The organism is Ensifer sp. Root278 (genome assembly GCF_001429285.1).
Classification (GTDB): domain Bacteria; phylum Pseudomonadota; class Alphaproteobacteria; order Rhizobiales; family Rhizobiaceae; genus Ensifer.
The window spans coordinates 113,998-130,375 of the sequence record NZ_LMJJ01000043.1; the positions used below are offsets into that span (position 1 = coordinate 113,998).

Here is a 16,378-nt window from a genome sequence, read left to right on the forward strand (position 1 = left end):
AGCGCTTTTGTGACGCCCGCGCGGAAACTAGTCACGCCTGACGGCCGGTACGCCCCGGTTCCCGGGCGTACCGGCGGGACGCGGTCACTGATCCTCGGCGAGCCGCCGGCTGATGGGCGCAAACTCCGGCGTCGACTTGCGCGGCGTCGTGTCGCGCTCATTGGCTTCCATCTGCTGCCAATATTTCCAGCCGACGGTCTTCGAGCCGAGCTCGTAGTCCATGCCATCCCAGGCATCTTCCCGGAAGCTGTAGAAGGCCCAGTGCAGATCGTCCTCGTCGAGGGCGGTCAACACGTCCTCGAGATAGGTCTTGCAACCCGACCAGCGTCGCATGCAGCCAAATTCGCCGGCGACGAGGCGGTTGAGCGGCACGCCCTTGTCCTTGGCCCATTGTACAGGCCTTGCGAGGTAAGCGGCCGCCCTTGCCCGGTCCCAGGTCTCTTCGCCTTCGCCAAAGGGCACCTTGCCAGGATAGGCATAGGGCTTGTCGCGCTTGATGTTCGGCGCACTGGTCGCCGCATAGGGTTCGTACATATGAAAGCTGTAGAGCACCTTCTGGTCCGTGAGCCCCGATGGCCAGTAGGAAAACGCATCGGCCGCCGCATACCAGCCGGCATCCGCCATGATGGGGGTCGCTGGATCGACCTCGCGGATCGCGGCGATGACGGTCTCATAGAAGGCTTTGAGATCCGAAGCGCTGCCTTGCTTACCGTCGTACCAGGCCTGCATCGCCTGCGGATCGGCGTGCTCGGCAAGGCCATTGTTCTTTTCCGGTGCCGGTTCGTTGACGATGTTGTAGGCGGCGACCGCCGGGTGGTCCTTCAGTTCGCGCGCCAGATCCTGCCAGAAGCTTGCCGCCTGGTCCCACCAGGCCTTGTCTCGCCAAAGCCGGCCGTCGAACTTGTTGCCATTGTTCTGGGCCCAGCGCATGCCCGGCAGTGACAGCGGCGCGATGACCACCTTGAGGCCCGCCTTGTCGGCGTCGTCGAGCGTCTGTCTGAGCGTCTTCAGATCGGCGGCAGGAATACCGTCGTATTTGTCCGCGTCGCCGATCAGGTAGTCGCGTTTTGCCGGTTTCCACTTGTCGTAGGAAAGGCGCACCCAGGTGGCGCCGTAGCCTGCCAGCGCCTTGAAATAGGCCTCGTCCGGCGGCAGCCGGTTGAAGCTGTTGCCGCCATGCTGGGGCTTGTCCCAGAACGTCATGAGATCGGCGGCATCGGCCGAGCCGGCGAGGCTGAATGCGAAGAGGGTGGCGGCAATCAGGCGCATGAATCGGTCCTTCGGGCTCTGGTTTAAGTGCCGCTAACCTACTGGCGGATCGCATCGCCGGTGTTCCCCAGGGAACAGTGCCAGATTTTGTCGGCTTGCAACGGTTCGATCGTATGCTCGTCCCGCGGCGTGACATGGGTGGGGCGCGAGATTACGGGCGGCTGAATGTTTCGGCGAGAAAATCAAGAAACGCCCGGATCTTTGGCGCGACGTGCTGCCGGGACGGATAGATGGCGTAGAGCGTGGTTTCGACCGTCTCCCAGTCGGAGAGTACGCGCTGCAGTCGACCGCTCTTCAGGTCGTCTTCGACATAGGGACGGGGTATCAGGCTCAGCCCGAAGCCGGCGCGCAGTGCGTCCGGGCGAATTGCCGGCAATGCTTCTCGCGGTTGGCCGTGCCGTTCCCGGAAACTGGCCGCAAAAGCCCCGCAGGCCGCTTGGCGAGGTTCTTCACTTCTCATGAAAACAGGCGTTTCCGATATCGCCCTGACGGCGATTGCTCCCGTCATCTGGGGCAGCACCTATATCGTTGCCACCGAGTTTCTGCAGGGCTTCTCGCCGCTGACGGTCGCCCTGTTGCGGGCATTGCCGGCCGGGATGCTACTCCTCCTGATCGTCCGGCGATTGCCGCACGGCATCTGGTGGTTTCGCGCCATTGCACTCGGCGCGCTCAACATCTCGATGTTTCTGAGCATGTTGTTCGTCGCGGCCTATCGCCTTCCCGGCGGCGTCGCGGCAACAGTCGCGGCGGTCCAGCCCTTGATCGTCGTTTTCATCGCAGCGCTTCTCATGAAGGCGCCGATCCGTCCCATGTCCCTCGTCGCGGCCATTGTCGGCATTGTCGGCGTCGCGCTGCTGGTGTTGACGCCGCAAGCGGCGCTCGACGAAATCGGCATTGCCGCAGGCCTCGTCGGTGCCGTTTCCATGGCCTTCGGCAACGTCCTGGCGCGAAAGTGGAAGTCGCCGGAATCGTTGCTCACATCCACCGCATGGCAACTGACGGCCGGTGGCTTGCTTCTCGTCCCCGTGGCCCTTGCCTTTGAACCGGCGGTGCCATTCCCGACCGGTCTCAACCTGCTTGCTCTCGCCTGGTTGAGCCTGATCGGCGCGGCGTTGACCTATGTTCTCTGGTTTCGTGGCATCGCGCGGCTGGAATCGGCGGCGGTGTCGGCACTTCTCTTTCTGAGCCCGCTGACGGCGGTTTTGCTCGGATGGGTGTACCTGGGGCAGTCTTTGAGTGTGGTTCAGATTGTCGGCGTCCTTTTGGTCATCGGCAGCATCTGGCTCAGCCAACGCGTTTCCGCTCGATCGTAAACGGCGCGTTGGAAAGCGACGATCCCGGCCTATACTCCCTGGCGTGCGGAGGGGGCGGGTGTCGTGAAAATCGGAGTGTTCGGTGCCGGCGCGGTCGGCGGTTTTGTCGGCGGATGCCTTTTGGCCGGTGGCGCAGAGGTGATCTTTGTCGGCCGGGCGGCGCGCGGTGCCGCTTGGCGAAAGGACGGGTTGCGCCTGACCGACCTGGATGGGCGTGACGATTTCGTCGCGCCCGAGCGGATCGTTTACTCCGACACGGCTTCCTCCCTGGCGGATTGCGATCTCGTCCTCCTGACGGTCAAATCCGGGCAGACGGGCGGTGCCGCGACCGAGCTCTCTTCGGTGCTGCGCTCCGGCATCCCGGTCCTCAGTCTGCAGAACGGTGTGAGCAACAGCGTCACCCTGCAGACCTTGCTGCCGTCCGCAAAGATCCTGCGGGGCATGGTTCCCTTCAACGTGACGCCCCCCGGCCCCGCCCATCTGCATCGTGCGACGGAAGGCAATATAGCCGTCGCGGATGACCCGGTTACGGCCGCCGCCGCACCGTTCTTCACGGCTACGGGACTGCCTCTCGACCTGCGTCGTGACATGGAAGAGGTGCAATGGGCGAAGCTGCTGATGAACCTCAACAACGCAATCAATGCGCTCTCCGGATTGCCCTTGCGCGCGCAGCTCCAGACACGGGGCTTTCGTCTTTGCCTGGCGCTCGCCCAGCGGGAGGCATTGGAGCTGCTCGCCGCTGAGGGACGCCTTCGGCCGGCGCGCCTGACACCGCTGCCACCGGGTTGGTTGCCGTCCGTTCTCAGCCTGCCGGATGCCCTGTTCCGTGCCATTGCCGGTCGCATGCTGAAGATCGACGCCACCGCACGCTCCTCGATGGCAGACGACCTTGCCGCCGGCCGCTTCCCCGAAGTGGATTGGATCAACGGCGCCGTCGTCGCACTCGCCACCAAGCTTGGCCGTCGGGGGCCGGTCAATGAACGGCTTTGCACGCTGGTCAAAGATGCGGCGACCTCCGGGCGCAAGACGTGGGCGGCGGATGCGCTGCTTGCCGAGCTCAGGCAGAACGTGCGCTCAGGATAGAAGGGTACCGGCTTGCGTCTCGTGGGCGCCGGATGTTTTCACACAAAGCCGCTTGTCGCGCGTTAAAACTTGAGAGCGCCGCCCGGGAACCGGCCCCGTCAATTCAGCAGGCGGACCAGCGCCAGCGCAACGCCCGGGGAAACGGTAACGATGACCAGCCTGATGAGGTCTGCGATCACGAACGGCATCACGCCTCGGTAAGTCTGCGCGATCGGCACGTCGGTCGCCAACTTGTTGATGATGAAGACATTGAGGCCGATCGGCGGGGCGGAGAGGCCAATGCCGACGACGATCAGGACGAGAATGCCGAACCAGATGGCGACGTCGTCCGGCGGCATGCCGAGGTCGAGCGTCATGACGATCGGGATGAAGACGGGAAGGGTGAGCAGGATCATCGCCAGTTCGTCCATCACGGCGCCGAGCACGATATAGATCAGCAGCATGCCGCAAACGACAGCGTAGGGCGGCAGCCCGGACTCCCCGATCATCGATGCGAGCATCATGGGCATCTGGGTCAGCGCCAGGAATGCGCCGAAGACTTCCGCCCCAAGCAGAATCAGGAAGATCATCCCGCTGGTTTCGGCTGTCTGCAGCAGCGCGTTCTTCAAGGCTGCAGGGCTCAGCGTCCGTTGCAGCAGGCCGATCGCGAGCGTCACCGCGGCACCGACCGCAGCACCTTCCGTCGGCGTGAACACCTCGCCATAGATTCCTCCGACGACCGTGACCGCAACGGCGGCGGCGGGTACGACGGCGAAATCCGCGGCGAGCAGAAGCAGGCCGAAGATTGCCAGCAATATCGCACCGACGGTGCTGAGCGAACCCAACAACCAGCCGACGGTACCGCCGACAAGCAAGACCAGCCCCGCCGGCCGCGCCCAGAACGGACGCTGCGTCTTTGCGACTTCGACGACCGTCACTGGTGGCGCGAGATGGGGCTTGCGCCGCACTACCACGGCAATCGCGATCAGATAGAACGCCGCTGCCAGCAACCCCGGCACCAGGGCGGCCTGGAACAGCTTGGCGATGTTCTGCTCGGCGGTGATTGCATAGATCACCAGGATGACCGAGGGCGGAATGAGGATGCCGAGCGTACCGCCGGCGGCGATGGTGCCGGTTCCAAGCCCGGCATCGACCCGCGCGCGGCGCAGTTCCGGCAGTGCCGCGCGTCCGAAGGTTGCGGTGGTTGCGACCGACGAGCCGCAGATCGCGCCGAAGCCGGTGCAAGCCGCAATCACCGCCATCGGCATTCCGCCCCTGAACCGTCCGAGCCTCCGCTCGGCCACCCGGAACATGGTCGCGGCGATGCCCGATTGTTCGGCAAGCGCGCCCATCAGGATGAAGAGGGGAATGACGGATAGCGTATAGCTGGCAAACTGGCTGTAGGTGTTGGTCTGCAGGTAATAGACCAGCGCGTGCGGGCCGGAGAGATAGGCATAGCCGGCGGCGCCGACTGCGAGCATGGCGAGCGCGATCGGCATTCTGATGGCGATCAGGACCAGCATCGCAGCGAAGCCCAGGCAAGCGATGGCAAAGCCGCTCATCGAGGGCCTCCGATCTTGAGAATGGCGACGGACAAGCCGATGACGGATGCGAGCGCTGCCAGCGCGGCGCAGGTCAGATAGACCGGCCAGATCGGCCAGGGCAGCTGGATCAGCGTCGTTCCGTACAGACGCGCCTCCAGGCCGCCGGTGAGAAGGCCCCAGGCGAAGAATGCCAGGCAGGCGGCCAGCACGAGGTCCCAGGCACCGTCGATGACCCGTGTGACACGTGACGGAAGGGCGAGCGTAAAGGTATCAACGGCAATGTGTCCGTTGCGCGCCTGGGTGTAGCCGAGGAATGAGAAGACGGCGACACCGATCGCGACCTCCACCAGTTCGTAGTCGGCCGGCACCGGCCGATTGAAGAGCCAGCGACCGAGGACGCTGATCGTCACCAATGCGGCTGCGAGGCAGACGAGCGTTCCACCTATGAGTGCCAATCCGGCCGCGAGGCGCTCGACCCCGCGGCGGCGCGGCACATTCACCACGCCCTCGTGCATTGCTTGTTCCGTCATCCTGGCCTCGAGCTCTTGAACGGTCCGATGCGCCCGAGTGCAGGCGCCTACTGCATAATTCCTCAAATTGGCATCGACTTAAGGACAAAATTATGCAGCAAAACTAAAGTGTTACAGCGACCTTAGCGCGCCTAAAAAGACGCGCGGCGCTGTAAGGCTGGCAGCGCCTTTCAGGCGTTCGCGTATTTCTGAACGAGCCCCTGGGCGGCATCGATCAGCGCCTGGCCGTCGAGGTCCTTGGCCTTCATGTCCTCGATCCACTTGTCGTGGACGGGCTTGGTCGCCGCGACCCACTTCGCCTTTTCGTCCTCGCTGATGGCACTGATCGTTCCGCTTCTGGATGCTTCGATCGCGGCCCGCACTTCGACGCCGACGCTATCCCACATCTCGCCGGCTTTTCTGGCGAAGGTCATGCCGCTGTTGGCGTCCAGCACCGCCCTCAGGTCGGCCGGCAGCGCCTCATACTTGCCCTTGTTCATCGCCAGGAAGAACGTTGCCGTATAGAGCGTCGGGGAACCCGGGATTTCGGTATGGAACTTGGTAAGCTCGTTCACCTTGATGGACGGCACCACTTCCCAGGGGATGACGCAGCCGTCGATCGCGCGCTGGGCCAGCGCTTCCGGCACCTGCGGGATGGGCATCCCGACCGGGGTCGCGCCCAGGGCTGCCAATGCCCCACCGGCAAGACGGGTCGGATTCCGCAGTTTCAGGCCGACCAGATCGGCACCGGACTTCACTTCCCTGTTGGTGTGGATCAATCCGTGGTCGTGGGCCCAGAAGCACAGCAATTGCGTGTCGGCGGTTTCCTTCAGGACATGCGTCTGCCCGTATTCCTGGCACGCCTGGGCGTTGACGATCGCTTCCTTCGCCGCAACGAAAGGAAGTTCGAACACCTCGGTGGAGGGGAAGCGCCCAGGCGTGTTGCCAGGTAGGGTCCAGACGATATCGACGACGCCGTTGGCCGCCTGATCGTAAAGCTGCGGCGGCTTTCCGCCGAGCTGCATAGCCGGAAAGATATCGACCTTGATCGCGCCCTTGCTCTGCTCCTCCAGGGTTTTCGCCCATGGCAGCAGGAGCCGTTGATGGACGTTTGACGCCGGCGGCAGGAAATGGTGCAGCTTCAGCGTGACTGCGCTCTGGGCGCGCGCAGCACCTGTTCGCAAGATGAGAGGGGCCGCAAGCATGGCTCCGCCGGTCTTAATCAGGCTCCGTCTGTTCAGTATCATAGATCCCTCCCATTGATCTGTTTCGATCCACCCGGAAACAGGGCACGCCTGTGTCGCTTCACGTCAACTCAAATGACGGCGATCCGACGGTGATGCAGGCCCTCCTCGATGGCTTGAACCTTCCTCGCTCCTCATCGGGAACATTCAATCCATTAACATGTTAAGTTTATTTTGAACCGGCTGTCAAGCGACGTCGCGCGATGGGTCCGGGCGCCGATCGGGCAGCCCATGTTCTGGCTCTGGGCTTGCGCCTTGCCAATCGAAAGGCAGCCGACCGCAGCTTGATCGAGGACGTGAATTGTCCCCCACGCCGCTCGGCGTGGAGGACAATTCTCTGTGGGATTGACCCGTTGCTCTGCCTCTCAAGAGAGCGTCTCAATCATCATCGGAAGACGAGTTCGACGACGAATTGGAGGACGAGTTCGAGGAGGAGTTGCTGGAGCTGTTCGAGCTGGAGTTGCTCGACGAATTGGAACTGCTGTTCGAGCTGGAGTTCCGCGAGGCGTTCGACGAGCTATTGGAACTGCGGTTGGAGCTCCAGCTCCCACGTCCATCGTCGTCCCGGCCATAGCGCGCGTGGCTTGTTTTGCCGTTGCCGGTGGCTTTCTGCAGGAAGCGGGTGACCGAATCGTCGGCGACGGCAGGTGCGGGTGCTGCCGCGCCGACCACCAGAAATGCACTCAGAATTGCGAGGACCTTCTTCATGACGTTTCTCCTTTGCGGGGACAGCCTCGTTGACTGCAAGGGAGGAACGTCGGCCGAACGTGGTTATTAGCCCGGCAGTGGGGGCCACAGGACGTCCAGAAATTCTTGAAAAAATTGCAGTCCCGCGCTTGAACCGCGAAAATCGAGATCCCATTTCTCCGCCAACCCGCTGGTCCGGGCCCCTCTGGCGAGAGCTTCGGCACTCTTGCGATGTCGGACCTTATTCCGACAACATGTGCCTAATGGGGACCCGTCTGTGGACTTTTCCTTCATGTCTGAAGTGTGGCTGGGAACGCCGCTCTGGATGTGGGCGAGCTTCTTCGCCCTCGTCATTACCATCCTGTCCTTCGACCTCGGCATTCTCCATAAGGAGAACAAGGAGATCGGCGTCCGTGAAAGCGTCAAGCTTTCGGCCTTCTACATCGCGCTCGGCCTGACCTTCGGCGGCTGGGTGTGGTGGTACCTCGGTTCCGAGTCCGGCCTCGCCTATATGACGGGCTTCGTGGTCGAAAAAACGCTGGCGCTCGATAACGTCTTCGTCATCGCCCTGATCTTCTCCTTCTTCGCCGTGCCCCGCATCTATCAGCACCGGGTCCTCTTCTGGGGTATTCTCGGCGTCATCGTGCTGCGCGCAATCATGATCGGCGTCGGCGCGACCCTTGTCGCTGAGTTCGCCTGGATCCTCTATATCTTCGCGGCGTTCCTCATCATCACTGGTATCAAGATGCTGGTCATGAAGGAGGCCGAGCCCGACGTTTCGAACAACATGCTCGTCCGCTTCATGCGCAGTCGCTTCAACGTCACCGAAGAGCATCATGGCGAACGCTTCTTCGCGAAGCTCGTAAACCCGAAGACGGGCAAGATGACCTGGTTTATCACGCCGCTCTTCATGGCGCTGGTGATGGTCGAGGTGGCCGATGTGATCTTCGCAGTCGACTCGGTTCCCGCGATCTTCGCGATCACCACGGACCCCTTCATCGTCTATACGTCGAACATCTTCGCTATCCTCGGCCTGCGCGCCCTCTATTTTGCCCTTGCCGCGATGATCCATCGCTTCCGCTACCTGAAGCCTGCGCTCGCCGTCGTCCTGATCTTCATCGGCTCGAAGATCTTCGTTGCCGATCTCCTGGGGCTTGAGAAATTCCCGGCGGCTCTCTCGCTCGGCGTCACCTTCGCGATCATTGCCGCTGGCGTGGTCTGGAGCCTCGTGAAGGAAGAACAACAGCCCGCATAACACCGCGTCGTTGGGTTCAAGGATAGCGAAGGCGGCGCTCCGCGAGGGGCGCCGCCTTCGTCTATTGGGAAGAACGACAGCCGCACCAGGGCGATCACAGCCCGAGTAGTTGGAACCGCAGGGCGACTGTGCCTTCCAGAGTTTCGCCGGGCGCCAGTCTGACGAGGCCACCGTTTTCGGGCTGCCGGTGCGCGTTCGGTCGATGGCTCATCGGTTCGAAGCAGAAGAAGTCGGCGTCGGTGGAAGGAGAATAAAGGACGAAGAAACGAAAGTTCCCGTCGGCGTCGAGCGAAAGCGCAAGGCCGGTTTCCGGCCACTCGATGCGCATCTTTCCATCCCAGCCGTCGAAGGCATTGTTCAGCCAGCCGGGCGGCAGTGGCGCGCCGGAGGTAAAGTCCAAATCCTGCGGAATTGACTGCGCCGCACCCGGCAGGTGGTTCTCCCGTTCCGTCCAGTAGTGATCGGCGTGGGCAAAAAGGCGGGTTCCCGGCGTGCGCGGAAAATGGGGATGAAAGCCCAGTCCGTAGGGGAGCGCCTGCGCGGCCCGGTTGGTGACGGTGAGCGAAAGGGTCAGGTTCGCACCATCGATCGTCATGGTCTGCACCGCCTCATAGGCGAAGGGCGTGGATGCGTTTGCCTCGTGCCGGTAGTGCAACGCAAGGGAATGACGGTCCTGGTGAAGGATCGACCAGCGCCGAAGCCAGCCGTCGCCGTGGAGCACCAGCGGGTCGGACGTATTGGATGCGAGCGTGTAATCGCGACCTTCGAAGTGGAAGCCATTGTCCTCGATGCGGTTGCCGAAGGGCACCAACGGAAAACACGCTTCGGCGCAGAGCACCTGAGAGGCGAGACCTGGCGCCGGCGTCGGCGCGAGCACGGGAATACCGTGCCAGCGGGTCGAAAGGATGGCGCCGCCGAGCGGACTCACCTCGACGGTGAGCCCTTCGTCATTTTCGAGGACGAGGATGTCTTCCGCCATTCGCTAGCTGCGGCGGCCGGCGGCGGCCGAGCGCAGATTGTCGAGCAGCACGGCGAGCAGAAGGATCAGGCCGCGCACGACATACTGGTAGAAGGCCTGGATGTTGAGCAGGTTCATGACGTTTTCGGCAATGCCCATAATCAGCACGCCGACGATAACGCCGGTCATCGCCGCACGGCCGCCGGCAAGCGAGACGCCGCCGAGCACGCAGGCCGAGATGACCGAGAGTTCGAGACCGGTCGCTGCGTTCGGCTGGCCGGAGGTGATGCGGGAAGCAAGCAGGACGCCGGCAACGGCGCAGACGAGGCCCTGCAGCGCGAAGATCCAGATGCGCATATTCGAGACGTTGACGCCGGCAAGGCGCGAAGCCTCGGGGTTGCCGCCGATCGCCAGTGTGTTCTTGCCGAAGACGGTGCGGTTGAGCACGAAGCCGAAGACGACGAAGAACGCGCCCATCACCCAGATCGGCGTCGGGATACCCAGGAACTTCGACAGCGCCAGCTGATAGAAGCTCGGATCGTTGATGCCGACCGCGCGGCCGTCGGACGCGATCAGCGCGAAACCGCGCACGATCTGCATGGTGGCAAGCGTGGTGATCAGAGCGTTGATGCGGAAATGGGCGATGACGACACCGTTGACGAGGCCGACGAAACCGCCGCACAGGAGCGCGGCAACGAGGCCGATAAGGATCGAGCCCGAAGCGTTCGACGCCATGACGGCGGCCATGCCGGAAAAGGCGACGGTGGAGCCGACCGAGAGATCGAAGTCGCGCGAGGCAAGGCAGAACATCATCGTGCAGGCGACGATGCCGATGGTGACGACCGATTGCAGCAGGCCCAGCATGTTGCGTTCGGTCAGGAAGTTTGGAACCGTCAGCGCGACGATGGCGAAGGCGACGGCAAAAATGACGACCAGACCCTGTTCGCCGAGAAGAAGTTTTTTCAAGGAAGTCATGACGGCTGAACCTGCTCGGTTGGAACATCGGGAAGGGCGGCGGCGAGGATGCGGCGCTCGTCGAAATCGGCGCGCGCAATATCGGCGGCAATCCGGCCCTGGCACATAACGAGGATGCGATCGGTGATGCCCATCACCTCGGGCAGCTCGCTGGAAATGACGACGATCGCCATGCCCTGAGCCGCGAGTTCGTAGAGAATCTCGTAGATTTCCGATTTCGCGCCGACGTCGATGCCGCGCGTTGGCTCGTCGATGATGAGGACCCTTACGCCCTGTTCGGACAGCCAGCGGCCAAGGATCACCTTCTGCTGGTTGCCACCGGAGAGATTGATGATGTCCTGCTTGCGCGATGGCGTGCGCACCCGAAGCTTGGCGATGAAACGATCCGCAAGCTCGGCTTCCTTTTTCAGGTCGAGGATGCCGAAGGGCGAGAAGTGCCGGCGGGACGAGATCGCCATGTTTTCTTCGATGCTGCGCCCCTGGACGATGCCGTCGAACTTGCGGTCCTCCGGACACAACACCATGCCGGCCCTGATCGATTGTGGCGGACTGTCGGCCGGCACGGTCGTGCCGTCGATTGTCACCGTTCCCTGGTGGCGTCTGTCTGCACCATAGACCAGCCGGGTCATCTCGCTGCGGCCGGCGCCGATCAGGCCGAAGAAGCCGAGAATCTCGCCGCGCCGGACGGAAAAGCTCAAGGGCGTTTTCAGTTTCGGACCGGAGATGGTGTCGACGCGCAACCGTTCGGTTCCGAGGTCGCGTGTCCGCCAGCCCCAGATGTTGGAGATCTCTCGCCCGACCATCTCGGCAATGATCTGGTCGCGCGTCACTTTGGAAATATCAGGATGATGGGCCGCAAGCTTGCCGTCGCGCAGTACTGTCAGGCTGTCGCAGAGCCGGAAGATTTCGTCGAGACGGTGCGACACGTAAAGGATCACGGTGCCGTTCGAACGCAGGCGCTCGATGAGCGCAAAGAGGATTTCGCTTTCCCGCGACGACAGCGACGATGTCGGCTCGTCGAGCGCGATGACCCGCGCATCGAGCATGACCGCCTTGGCGATCTCGACCATCTGGCGCTCGCCGATCGAGAGCGAGGCGATCTTGGCTGAGGGATCGACGTCGATGCCGATTTCGGAGAGCTTCTCGCCGACAATGCGGATCAGCCGGCGGCGATCGATCACCCCGCCCTTGCCGGGAAAGTGGCCGAGCCAGAGGTTTTCGGCGACCGTCAGCTCCGGAACGAGCTGCAATTCCTGATGGATGACGATCACGCCGGCGCGAAAGGCGTCACGCACGGAACGATAGCTCTGCGCTTCGCCATCGATCAGGATCTCGCCCTCATCGGCCGACTGGTCGCCGGAAAGCAGGCGGATGAGCGTCGACTTGCCCGCGCCGTTCTCGCCCATGAGCCCATGGACGGCGCCCTTGCGCACGGAAAACGAGACGTCCGACAGCGCCTGGACGCCCGGATAGCCCTTTGAGATGGAACGGAATTCAAGAAAGTCTTGCATGCGCGGCTCCGAGGTGGAACGCCCGGCGGCCAAGCCGCCGGGCTGATAGTGTCGCGAGCAGCGACTACTCGATTCCGAGGTCCTTGCGCACGGCTTCGTAGTTGTCGCGCAGGGCAAGCTGGCCTGCGGTCAGGGTCAGCTTTTCCGGCTCCTTGCCGTTGGCGATCCACTCATACATGTTGAGTGCGGTCTCGTAACCGTGACGCTTCGGCGAGATGATGACGGTGCCGAAGAAGCCGGTGGCCGAGGGCTTCTTGAATTCGTTGATCGCCGAATCCGCGCCGCCGATGCCGACGCCGATCATGCTGTCGGCGGGAATGCCAACCGTCTCGGTCGCGCGCACAGCGCCGAGCACCGCTTCGTCATTGAGGCCGATGGCGACCCACTTCTTGATGCCGGCATTCTTGTTCAGAACGATCGTCGAGGCGTTCAGTGCTGCCTCGGTGTCGGTCTTTGCCTGCGGGGCGTCGAAGATGTTGGCTTCGGGAAGGCCGTTGGCTTTGAGCACCGAGAGGGCGCCCTCGACACGGTCGACGGCGGTCGGGAGCTGGTCGTAAGAAACGCGGATGGCGCCGACGTCCTTCATGTCCCAGCCACGCTTCTTGACCTCGTCGACGATCGCCTGGCCGACGGCTTCGCCGATTTTCGTTGCCGAGATGCCCATATGCGGAACGTCCTCGATCGGGCTGCCATCGGCGTTGACCAGCCGGTCGTCGACCGTCATCAGTTTGAGCTCATTGGCGGCCGCCTTGGCGACGATGCCGGGGCCGAGCTTGACATCAGGCGTGCAGACGATGAAGCCCTGTGCGCCCTGGGCGCCGAGGTTGTCGATCGCCGACTGAACCTTCTCGCCGTCTTCAGCGCCGATCTTCACCAGCGTGAAGCCCTTTTCCTTGGCGGCGACGTCGGCGAACTTCCACTCGTCCTGGAACCACGGCTCTTCCGGCTGCTTGACGATGAAACCGATCTTGACGTCGGCAGCGAACGCTGAGGTTGCCGTGAGCACGGCGACGGTACCAGCCAGAATGGCTGCCTTGATAAAGCGCATGATCTCTCTCCCTGGTGAACTGCCTCCTGCAGTGGACATTTGTGTATGATGAATCATCATATTCGTCAATTGCCTTTGTATGATGAATGAGATAGTGGTGTATAACGATAGCAGCGTGCTTCGGTGCGTTGTCGCGTTCGGGCGTCTGCGCTAAGCAGCAGCTGGGAGACGCGAGCGGGAGGAGATGGCGGTGGAAGAACAGCAGCACCAGAGTGCCATTGAGGAACGCGGCCAGCGCCGCCCACGCGTCCAGAAGAACGTGACGCGCGCAATCGCTTCGGACATCTGCGCCGACGTTTTTCCGGTCGGCTCCTATCTGCCGCGTGAGAACGATCTTTGCGAACGCTATGGCGTCAGCCGAACCGTCATTCGCGAAACGCTGAAGGTGCTTGAATCAAAGGGAATGGTCCGTGGACGTTCCCGGGTCGGCACCGTCGTCTGCAACAAGGACGAATGGAACATTCTTGATTCGCAGGTGCTTGAATGGATCGGCGAGCGCATCTTCGAGTTCGACCTCTTGAACTGCATTCTGGAAGCCCGCCGGGCGATCGAGCCAGCGGCGGCGGAGTTTGCCGCCGAACGCGCCACCGTTCAGGAAATCGCCGATCTCGAACGCGCCTGGCAGGCGATGCGTGACGGCGAGCGCGATCTCGTTGGTTTCACCGATGCCGACGTCGCCTTTCACACATGCCTGCTCAAGGCCAGCCACAACCAGGTCTTCTTGCAACTCGTCGGCATTATCCAGGCGGCGCTGAAGTTCTCGCTGCACGCCTCCAACGAAGTCGCCGATCGCCGTGACGAAGCCGTCGACATTCACGGCGAACTGGTCGAGGCGCTGCGCCTGCGCGACAAGGCGCGGGCGCGCGACTGTTCGATGCGCATGCTCGACCTTGCGGCGCGCGACCTCAAGCTTGCCGTCGAACGTCACCGACCCGCCCATACGGCGGGCTGAAATCCTCTCTGAAGCGGCCATCGCCGCCTCGTTGCACCCAGCGGATATCGCACCATGAAAATCACCAAGCTCACCACCTATATCGTTCCGCCACGCTGGCTGTTTCTGAAGATCGAGACGGACGAGGGCATCGTCGGCTGGGGCGAGCCGGTCGTCGAAGGTCGAGCCCTGACGGTGGAAGCCGCGGTTAACGAGCTCTCGGACTACCTGATCGGCAAGGATCCGCTGCTGATCGAAGACCATTGGCAGGTCATGTATCGCGGCGGCTTCTATCGCGGGGGGGCGGTCCATATGTCGGCACTTGCCGGCATCGACCAGGCGCTCTGGGACATCAAGGGCAAGGCCTACGGCCAGCCAATCCACGCGCTGCTCGGCGGACAGGTGCGTGACCGCATCAAGGTCTATTCCTGGATCGGCGGCGACCGTCCGTCCGACGTCGCCAACAATGCGCGCGATGTCGTTGCCCGCGGCTTCAAGGCGATCAAGCTCAATGGTTGCGAGGAGATGCAGATCGTCGACACCTGGGAGAAGGTGGAGAAGGCGGTCGAGACCATCGCAACGATCCGCGAGGCGATCGGCCCGCATATCGGCATCGGCGTCGATTTCCACGGTCGCGTGCATCGGCCGATGGCCAAGGTGCTGGCGAAGGAACTGCAGCCCTTCAACCTGATGTTCATCGAAGAACCGGTGCTTTCGGAAAACCGCGAGGCACTGAAGGAAATCGCCAACCATTGCTCGACGCCGATCGCGCTCGGCGAAAGGCTCTATTCGCGCTGGGATTTCAAGTCGGTGCTTTCAGACGGCTATGTCGACATCCTGCAGCCGGATCTGTCGCATGCCGGCGGCATCACCGAGTGCCGCAAGATCGCGTCGATGGCGGAAGCCTACGACGTGGCACTGGCGCCGCATTGCCCGCTCGGACCGATCGCGCTCGCCGCCTGCCTTCAGGTCGACGCCGTCAGCTACAACGCCTTCATCCAGGAGCAGAGCCTGGGCATCCATTACAATACGGGCAACGACATCCTCGACTACATCTCCAACAAGGAAGTCTTCCATTACGCAGACGGCTTCGTGTCGATCCCGCAGGGACCGGGCCTCGGCATTGAGGTGGACGAGCAATATGTCATCGAACGCGCGAAGGAAGGCCATCGCTGGCGCAACCCGATCTGGCGCCATGCCGACGGCAGCGTCGCCGAGTGGTGAGGAGCGCGGACATGGCGGGTCGTCTCGAAGGAAAGCGCGTCGTCATCACTGGGGCGGCTCAAGGCATCGGCCTTGCTATTGCCGACACCTTCCTTGCGGAAGGCGCGAGCCTCTACCTCATCGATCGTGATGGCGGTCTGCTGGCGACCGAGGCCGAACGGCTCCGTGCGACCGGCGGAAAGATCGGCTACACCACGACCGACATCACGGATGCGGATGCCATCGAACACGCGATTGCCACGGCCAGCCGCGAGATCGGCCAGCCGAACGCGCTGGTCAACAATGCCGGCGTCAACGTCTTCTTCGAGCCGCTGAAACTCTCGGATGCCGACTGGCAGCGCTGCTTCAACATCAACCTCAAGGGCGCATGGAACTGCAGCAAGGCCGTGCTGCCGGGCATGATCGCTGCGGGTGGCGGCGTCATCCTCAACATCGCCTCGACCCACGCCTTCACCATCATCCCGCACACCTTCCCCTATCCCGTCGCCAAACATGCGCTTCTCGGCATGACCAAGGCGCTGGGGCTGGAATATGCCGGGCAGGGCTTGCGGGTGAATGCGCTGGCACCCGGCTACGTGCGCACGCAGAAAGCCGTGGAATACTGGAACTCATTTCCCGACCCGGCCGCGGCGGAAGCCGAAACGATGAAGCTTCATCCCGGCGGTCGCATTGCGACGCCGGAGGAAATCGCCAAAGCCGCCCTCTTCATGATTTCGGACGAATGTCCCTTCATGAACGCCACCTGCCTGACGGTCGATGGCGGGGTGAGCGTGCTGCATCATCCCTAAACCGTCGGCTGATGCGCGCGCCTGTATGGCGATCTCTGCTACAGCAGACGGGTAGAGCAT

The 16,378-nt window shown here is 62.7% G+C and carries 16 protein-coding genes; 6 read left to right on the top strand and 10 right to left on the bottom strand.

All coding sequences use genetic code 11. The features are described 5' to 3' along the window. Positions 1–84 precede the first annotated feature (84 nt). Together ASE60_RS29740 and ASE60_RS35905 are read right to left on the bottom strand one after the other, a co-directional pair. Complete coding sequence (locus ASE60_RS29740) at positions 85–1,269, bottom strand: cellulase family glycosylhydrolase (RefSeq protein WP_057255199.1); 1,185 nt, start codon at positions 1,267–1,269, stop codon at positions 85–87. A 151-nt stretch (positions 1,270–1,420) separates the two neighbouring features. Then, a complete protein-coding gene (locus ASE60_RS35905; RefSeq protein ID WP_057255200.1) occupies positions 1,421–1,645 on the bottom strand; it encodes a LysR substrate-binding domain-containing protein in 225 nt (74 codons plus the stop codon). 82 nt (positions 1,646–1,727) lie between these two features. Here ASE60_RS35905 and ASE60_RS29750 point away from each other — a divergent pair, with 82 nt between their 5' ends. Both ASE60_RS29750 and ASE60_RS29755 read left to right on the top strand, forming a co-directional pair. Continuing rightward, the gene (locus tag ASE60_RS29750; protein WP_057255201.1) at positions 1,728–2,582 is read left to right on the top strand and encodes an EamA family transporter; all 855 of its coding nucleotides are present in this window, start codon (positions 1,728–1,730) and stop codon (positions 2,580–2,582) included. Between the two features lie 63 nt (positions 2,583–2,645). After that, entirely contained in the window at positions 2,646–3,665 is a 1,020-nt protein-coding gene (locus tag ASE60_RS29755) for a 2-dehydropantoate 2-reductase (RefSeq protein WP_057255202.1), read from the top strand. A 98-nt stretch (positions 3,666–3,763) separates the two neighbouring features. Here the strand turns inward: ASE60_RS29755 and ASE60_RS29760 are convergent, their stop codons facing one another. The 4 genes from ASE60_RS29760 to ASE60_RS34250 form a co-directional block, all read right to left on the bottom strand. After that, positions 3,764–5,206: a TRAP transporter large permease gene (locus tag ASE60_RS29760; protein ID WP_057255203.1), complete on the bottom strand. Its 1,443-nt coding sequence runs from the start codon at positions 5,204–5,206 to the stop codon at positions 3,764–3,766. Continuing rightward, positions 5,203–5,718 carry a TRAP transporter small permease gene (locus ASE60_RS29765; RefSeq protein WP_082616228.1) on the bottom strand — a complete coding sequence of 172 codons (516 nt, stop codon included), beginning with the start codon at positions 5,716–5,718 and terminating at the stop codon, positions 5,203–5,205. Before ASE60_RS29765 ends, ASE60_RS29760 begins: the two co-directional genes overlap by 4 nt. A 170-nt stretch (positions 5,719–5,888) precedes the next feature. Next, positions 5,889–6,944 carry a TRAP transporter substrate-binding protein gene (locus tag ASE60_RS29770; RefSeq protein WP_082616230.1) on the bottom strand — a complete coding sequence of 352 codons (1,056 nt, stop codon included), beginning with the start codon at positions 6,942–6,944 and terminating at the stop codon, positions 5,889–5,891. Positions 6,945–7,319: 375 nt separating this feature from the next. Beyond that, positions 7,320–7,649 carry a hypothetical protein gene (locus ASE60_RS34250; RefSeq protein ID WP_082616232.1) on the bottom strand — a complete coding sequence of 110 codons (330 nt, stop codon included), beginning with the start codon at positions 7,647–7,649 and terminating at the stop codon, positions 7,320–7,322. Between the two features lie 256 nt (positions 7,650–7,905). Between ASE60_RS34250 and ASE60_RS29780 the strand changes: the two genes are divergently transcribed. After that, positions 7,906–8,883, top strand: a complete 978-nt coding sequence (locus tag ASE60_RS29780) for a TerC family protein (RefSeq protein WP_057255206.1) — start codon at positions 7,906–7,908, stop codon at positions 8,881–8,883. A gap of 94 nt (positions 8,884–8,977) precedes the next feature. Here the strand turns inward: ASE60_RS29780 and ASE60_RS29785 are convergent, their stop codons facing one another. The 4 genes from ASE60_RS29785 to ASE60_RS29800 form a co-directional block, all read right to left on the bottom strand. Further along, positions 8,978–9,862, bottom strand: coding sequence for an aldose 1-epimerase (locus ASE60_RS29785; RefSeq protein ID WP_057255207.1), 885 nt, complete (start codon positions 9,860–9,862; stop codon positions 8,978–8,980). 3 nt (positions 9,863–9,865) lie between these two features. Then, positions 9,866–10,816, bottom strand: a complete 951-nt coding sequence (gene araH, locus ASE60_RS29790) for an L-arabinose ABC transporter permease AraH (protein ID WP_057255208.1) — start codon at positions 10,814–10,816, stop codon at positions 9,866–9,868. Then, positions 10,813–12,327 (bottom strand): L-arabinose ABC transporter ATP-binding protein AraG, encoded by a 1,515-nt coding sequence (araG, locus tag ASE60_RS29795; RefSeq protein WP_057255209.1) that lies wholly within the window; start codon positions 12,325–12,327, stop codon positions 10,813–10,815. Before araG ends, araH begins: the two co-directional genes overlap by 4 nt. Positions 12,328–12,391: 64 nt before the next feature. Continuing rightward, positions 12,392–13,375, bottom strand: coding sequence for an arabinose ABC transporter substrate-binding protein (locus ASE60_RS29800; RefSeq protein ID WP_057255210.1), 984 nt, complete (start codon positions 13,373–13,375; stop codon positions 12,392–12,394). A gap of 184 nt (positions 13,376–13,559) precedes the next feature. Between ASE60_RS29800 and ASE60_RS29805 the strand changes: the two genes are divergently transcribed. Genes ASE60_RS29805 through ASE60_RS29815 form a run of 3 tightly spaced genes read left to right on the top strand, consistent with a single transcriptional unit; the run spans position 13,560 to position 16,318 of the window. Beyond that, positions 13,560–14,327, top strand: coding sequence for a FadR/GntR family transcriptional regulator (locus tag ASE60_RS29805; protein ID WP_112996504.1), 768 nt, complete (start codon positions 13,560–13,562; stop codon positions 14,325–14,327). A 54-nt stretch (positions 14,328–14,381) separates the two neighbouring features. Beyond that, positions 14,382–15,530 (top strand): galactonate dehydratase, encoded by a 1,149-nt coding sequence (gene dgoD, locus ASE60_RS29810; RefSeq protein ID WP_057255211.1) that lies wholly within the window; start codon positions 14,382–14,384, stop codon positions 15,528–15,530. An 11-nt stretch (positions 15,531–15,541) separates the two neighbouring features. Next, the gene (locus ASE60_RS29815; RefSeq protein ID WP_057255212.1) at positions 15,542–16,318 is read left to right on the top strand and encodes an SDR family oxidoreductase; all 777 of its coding nucleotides are present in this window, start codon (positions 15,542–15,544) and stop codon (positions 16,316–16,318) included. Positions 16,319–16,378: the final 60 nt, after the last annotated feature.

Coding starts and splice junctions, on each gene's coding strand:
- ASE60_RS29750 (WP_057255201.1), top strand. CDS start 1,728: ATGAAAACAGGCGTTTCCGATATCGCCCTGACGGCGATTGCTCCCGTC.
- ASE60_RS29815 (WP_057255212.1), top strand. CDS start 15,542: ATGGCGGGTCGTCTCGAAGGAAAGCGCGTCGTCATCACTGGGGCGGCT.
- ASE60_RS29770 (WP_082616230.1), bottom strand. CDS start 6,944: ATGATACTGAACAGACGGAGCCTGATTAAGACCGGCGGAGCCATGCTT.
- ASE60_RS29800 (WP_057255210.1), bottom strand. CDS start 13,375: ATGCGCTTTATCAAGGCAGCCATTCTGGCTGGTACCGTCGCCGTGCTC.
- ASE60_RS34250 (WP_082616232.1), bottom strand. CDS start 7,649: ATGAAGAAGGTCCTCGCAATTCTGAGTGCATTTCTGGTGGTCGGCGCG.
- ASE60_RS29740 (WP_057255199.1), bottom strand. CDS start 1,269: ATGCGCCTGATTGCCGCCACCCTCTTCGCATTCAGCCTCGCCGGCTCG.
- ASE60_RS29785 (WP_057255207.1), bottom strand. CDS start 9,862: ATGGCGGAAGACATCCTCGTCCTCGAAAATGACGAAGGGCTCACCGTC.
- ASE60_RS29805 (WP_112996504.1), top strand. CDS start 13,560: ATGGCGGTGGAAGAACAGCAGCACCAGAGTGCCATTGAGGAACGCGGC.
- araG (WP_057255209.1), bottom strand. CDS start 12,327: ATGCAAGACTTTCTTGAATTCCGTTCCATCTCAAAGGGCTATCCGGGC.
- ASE60_RS29760 (WP_057255203.1), bottom strand. CDS start 5,206: ATGAGCGGCTTTGCCATCGCTTGCCTGGGCTTCGCTGCGATGCTGGTC.
- dgoD (WP_057255211.1), top strand. CDS start 14,382: ATGAAAATCACCAAGCTCACCACCTATATCGTTCCGCCACGCTGGCTG.
- araH (WP_057255208.1), bottom strand. CDS start 10,816: ATGACTTCCTTGAAAAAACTTCTTCTCGGCGAACAGGGTCTGGTCGTC.
- ASE60_RS29765 (WP_082616228.1), bottom strand. CDS start 5,718: ATGACGGAACAAGCAATGCACGAGGGCGTGGTGAATGTGCCGCGCCGC.